The sequence below is a fragment of the Protofrankia sp. CiP1_Cm_nod2 genome (assembly GCF_920664355.1).
Classification (GTDB): Bacteria; Actinomycetota; Actinomycetes; order Frankiales; family Frankiaceae; genus Protofrankia.
The window spans coordinates 2,319-7,527 of sequence record NZ_CAKKTL010000257.1; the positions used below are offsets into that span (position 1 = coordinate 2,319).

The 5,209-nt window shown below is 74.4% G+C and carries 1 protein-coding gene and 1 pseudogene; one reads left to right on the plus strand and one right to left on the minus strand.

Annotation, left to right across the window (positions count from 1 at the left end; genetic code table 11):
• Nucleotides 1-306 precede the first annotated feature (306 nt).
• Entirely contained in the window at nucleotides 307-3,972 is a 3,666-nt protein-coding gene (locus NBW84_RS24570; protein WP_445548792.1) for an ATP-binding protein, read from the plus strand.
• A gap of 37 nt (nucleotides 3,973-4,009) precedes the next feature.
• Here the strand turns inward: NBW84_RS24570 and NBW84_RS20935 are convergent.
• Nucleotides 4,010-5,209, minus strand: a pseudogene (locus NBW84_RS20935) (hypothetical protein); the annotation flags it as partial.

The window sequence follows — 5,209 nt, forward strand, 5'->3', positions numbered from 1 at the left end:
CGCAGCGAGGCGTCCGGCCGACCCGCCGTGGCGGCGGCGACCGGTAGCATCAATCCGATTACCCGGAGAAAGTGAACCTCCGATCGTGAATCGGCTGTAATCACACGGCAACGTCCGGTAATCCTCCGCGACGCTTCCGGCCATGGGCGGCCCGTTGTCGCGTGCACGGCCCCGGCAGGTGTTTTGATATCCCTGCGCAGGCTTCCCCGCCGGGTTCCGCCAGCGGGTATCCAGCCAGCGGATCAAAGATATTATGATCATGGTTTCTCCGTAACGTCGGAGAGCCCGGGAACCGAGGGGTGCGATGTGGCCGTCACCAACACCTCCGGGGCTGCCGACCGGCGATGTGACACGGACGAGGCCACCGTGGAACCCGGCCCACGGATACGCCTGGTCACCCCTGGCTCTCTCATCGACCAGAACATGCTGACCGACCCCCTGTCGGGCAAACCGTCCACCACGGGCACGGTGACCCTGCTGTTCACCGACATCGAGGGCTCGACCCGGCTGGTGCGCCGGCACGGCGACCGCTACGGCGACATCCTGGCCGCCTGCCAGCGCCTGCAGCGGCAGGCCTTCGCCGCCCACAACGGCCGGGAGATCGACACCCAGGGCGACTCGTTCTTCGTCGCGTTCCGCACCTCCAGGGACGCCGTGGCGGCGGCGGTCGCGGCCCAGCGCGCGCTGGCGGCACACCAGTGGCCGGCCGGCGCCCGGGTCCGCGTCCGGATGGGCGTCCACACCACCGAGCCGACCGCGTGGACCGGCCGGTTCGTCGGGCTCGGGGTGCATCGGGCGGCCCGGCTGTGCGCCGCCGGGCACGGCGAGCAGATCCTGCTGTCGGAGATCACCCACTCGCTCGTCGAGGACGCCCTGCCCGACGGGCTCGGCCTGCGCTACCTCGGCGAGCACTGGCTGAAGGACTTCGACCAGACGCAGCGGATCTGGCAGCTGGTCGTACCCGGCCTGCAGAGCGCCTTCCCGCCGCTGCGGGCCCCCGACGCGTCCGCCCCGGCCGGGACGCGCGACGAGCCGGCCGCCGGCGCCGACCCCGACACCGACACCGAGAGCGGCACCGGCACCGGGCATTCCGCCGGTTCCCACCTCGGCTGGCTGGCGAGCATGGCGGACGCCGTCTTCGTCGGCCGGGCCGCCGAGCTGCGGGCGCTGCGGGAGGGCTGGGAGCGGGCCCGCTCCGGGCACCGGGTACTCGCGCTGATCAGCGGGGAGCCCGGCATCGGGAAGACCACGCTGGCCGCGCGGATCGCGCGGATCGCGCTCGACGACGGCGGGCTGGTGCTCTACGGCCGCTGGGACGAGGACGTCCTCGCCCCCTACCAGGGCTACCGGGAGGCGCTGAGCGAGTACTCCCGCACCTGCCCGCGCTCCGTGCTGCGCGCCGAGTTCAACGAGCACGCCGACGAGATCTCCCGGCTGTTCCCCGAGGTCGCCAAGCGCATCGGCGCCGTCGGCGCCCCGCTGCCGGGCAACCCCGAGGCCGAACGGTTCCGCCTGTTCGAGGCCATCGACGGCTGGCTGGCCACGATGGCCACCCGCCGCCCCGTCCTGACCGTCCTGGACGACCTGCAGTGGGCGGACCGCTCCTCCCTGCTGCTGTTACAGCACATCACGCGGATGCCGCGGGCCACTCCCCTGCTCGTGGTGGCCACCTACCGCAGCACCGACCACGGGGAGCTCAGCGGCTTCCTGCCCCGGCTGGTCCGGGACGTCGACTGCCGGCGGATCAGCGTCAGCGGCCTCGACGACCACGAGACCGTGACGCTGCTCGGGCGGGTCACCGGCGGCGGGCCGGCCGGGCCCGGCCTCGCGCTGGCCCGCGAGCTGCGGGCGGACACCGCGGGCAACCCGTTCTTCCTCACGGAGATGATGCGCCACCTGGTGGACGTGGGGACGCTGTCCCCGGCTCCTCCCCCGGCCACCGGCCGGACCCCGGCGGACCTGCCCGCGGGCCCGGCAGACCTGTCGGCCCCACCGGCATTGCCGGGCGCGCTGCCGGCGCCGCCGGCTCCCACGGACCCGCTCCAGCCGGACCGGCCGCTCCTGACGGACCCGCCGGGGCCACCGGTCCCGTCCCAGATCGAGATCCCCGAGACCGTGCGGGACCTGGTGCGCTGGCGGCTGAGCCGGCTGTCCCGGGAGTGCGCCGCCGCGCTGGACGTCGCCTCCGTGATCGGCCGCGAGTTCGACGTGGACATCCTCAGCGCCGCGACCAGGATCGACGAGATGCGCCTGCTCGACCTGCTCGACGAGGCGGGGCAGGCCGGCCTGGTGCAGGAGGACCACGACCAGCCCGCCCGGTACGTCTTCTCGCACTCGGTCGTCCGCCGGTTCCTGCGGGACAGCCTGGGTGTCACCCGCGCCGCCCGGCTGCACCGCCGGATCGGGGACGCCTTCCAGGACCGCCAGGCCAGCGCCCCCGCCGAACTCGCGCACCACTACTGGGCGTCCGCGGACCCGGCCGTCGCCGACCGGGCCGTCCACTACGCGCGGCTCGCCGGCGACCGGGCCCTGGCGGAGGCCGCCTTCGACGGCGCGGTGCTGCACTACCGCCGCGCGCTGGACGTGCTGGACCGCAACGGTGGCGGGCTGCGCGCCGAACTGCTGCTCGCCCTGGGTGACGCCCATGGCCGGGCCGGGGAGTACCCGGCCCGCGACACCCGTTTCCTCGAGGCCGCCGCCGCGGCCCGTAGCGGCGGCTCCACCGACCTGTTCACCCGCGCCGCCTTCGGCTACGGCGGGGTGCTGCCCCCGGCGGTCAGCCCCGACCCGCGGGGCCGGGCGCTGCTGGAGGAGGCACTGCAACGCCTGGGCGACGCCGACAGCCCGGCGCGGGCCAGGGCCCTGGGCCGGCTCGCCCACTGGATACACCACGAGCGCCCGTACGCCGAACGGGTCGCCCTCTGCCGGGAGGCGATCGCGATGGCCCGGCGGGTACGGGACCTCGCGACCCTGGCCACCGTGCTGCGCCACCGCTGCTGGGCGCTGGACGGCCCCCGTGACGTCGACGAGCAGCTTGCCGACGCCGCCGAGATCCTGCGGCTGGGCGAGGAGCTCGGCAATCACGAACTGCTCCTGGACGGGCTGCGGATCAAGATGTCCGCGCGGTTCCGGCAGGGGGAGTTCGCCCTGGCCGCCGACACCGCCGCCACCCTCACCGATCTCGCCCGCGAGCTGCGCCATCCCGAGTTCCTGCGGATCGCGTCCATGTGGGACGTGGTCGTCGCCACCGTCGAGGGACGCTACGGGGACGCCCAGCGGATGGCTGGCGACCTGCAGGCCCACCTGCGCCAGCTCGGCCACTCGCAGACCGACCTGATCCCCATCGGCCAGGCCCTCCCGATGCTCTGGCTGCGGGGGCGCCTCGCCGACACCCGCTCGCTCATCGACGACATCGCCACCCTCCAGTCACACATCCAGATCTGGCCGGCGATGCGGGCCTGGCTGAGCGCGGAGTCGGGCGCCCACGACCAGGTCCGCCAGCTGCTCGGCCGGCTCTCGCCGGACGCCCCGGCCGACCTGGACGAGAACTACTCGTGGTGGGCCACCATCGTCGCGTTCATCCAGGCCGTGACCGCGGTCGGGGAGCGGGAGTGGGCAGGCCGGCTCTACGACCTCGTCCTGCCCTTCGCCCGGCACAACGCCACCCTGGGCCTGGCGGGCTTCCTCGGCGCGGTCACCCACCATCTCGGGGTGCTCGCCGGGACGCTCGGCCGCTGGGACGCCGCCTGCGCGCACTTCGAGGCGGCCCTGGAACGGCACCAGACGATGGGCTCCGCGCCGTTCGTCGCGCTCACCCAGGCGGAGTACGCGCTCGTGCTGTCCGCGCGGGGCTGCGACGGCGACCGGGAACGCGCCGAGGACCTGCGCGCGGCCGCGCTGCGGACCGCCGCCGGCCTCGGCCTGCAGGCGGTACGCACCCGCGCCGCCCGGCGGACACCGCCAGGGGCCTGACCCGGCCGTCACGACGCCCCGGCCAGCGGCGGCCAGGTCACCGCGATGGCCCGCTCGCCGCTTCCCGCTCGGCCTCGACGGGTTTCCGCTCGGCCTCGACGGGGCTCTCCGGGACCTCGGCGGGTGCCTGGAGATGCTGGAGGATGAGCGGGTAGACGTCCCGGTCGGCGTTCTGGCCGATGATCGCGTCCAGATGCGCGTAACCGGGCAGGAGACTGCGGCTGTAGAGCTCCGGGCCGTTGGCGTCGCGCAGCCAGCGCAGGGTCCGCGCGCTCCCCTCCGGCAGGAAGATGTAGTTCTCCGTCCCCTGCAGGAAGTGGATGGGCAGCCGCAGGAACCGCGGATCGCGGGTGTAGACGTCGCCGCCCGCGGCGTCGACGGCCAGGCCCGCCCGCATCATCGTCGCCAGGTGCTGGAGCGAGGCGATGTTGCCGACGCCGAACATGCCGTGGAGCGCCTCGTGGGTGGCCTGGTTGAGCTGGGCGTGCCGGTGGGTGCAGCCGAAGATGGCGTTGATCCAGCGGCACAGCGCCTGGCCGCAGCGTTCCGGCGAAGGTACCGGCACCGCGCGCAGCGCCAGGTCGACGGCGGCGTTCGGCAGGGTGAACCGGCGGGCCGGCCGGACCAGCCTGAGGCCGGCGGCGGTGAGCAGCTCACTGACGTGCAGGGTGGTCTTGAGCCTGTTCAGCCGTGACGTGACCGGATGCAGCGGGAACTGGGCACAGACCGCCGAGCGGACGTCGGGCAGCTTGCCCGCCGCCAGCGCCATCAGCAGCGACCCGGACCCCACACAGTGCCCGTACGCCTGGACGTCGGCGGCCCCGGTCACCCGCCGGACCTCCGCGACCGCGGCCGGCCAGTCCTCGGTGGCGATGGCGTCGATGGTGAACTGGGTGGCCGAGGACGGCAGGTCGATGGACGCACGGTAGTCGAACAGCCAGACGTCGTAGCCGTGCTCCACCAGAAACTCGGCCAGGTTCGTACGGATCGTGTCGGTGACGAAGGCCCCGGTGGACATGCCGAACCCGGCGGCGAGCAGCACCGGCCCCTTCGCCCCGCCCCGGTAGCGGATCAGGCGCAGCCAGCCGTCGGCGCCCACCTCGGCGCCCTCGTGCCAGCGGCCGCCCTCGCCGCACCAGCGGATCTCGGGCTCCGGCAGGCGCAGCGCCCGCCGCCCGGGGGCGGCCGGCCGGCGGCCGGTGCCGGCGGGGAAGCGCCGGGCCTCGTCCAGCGGGCC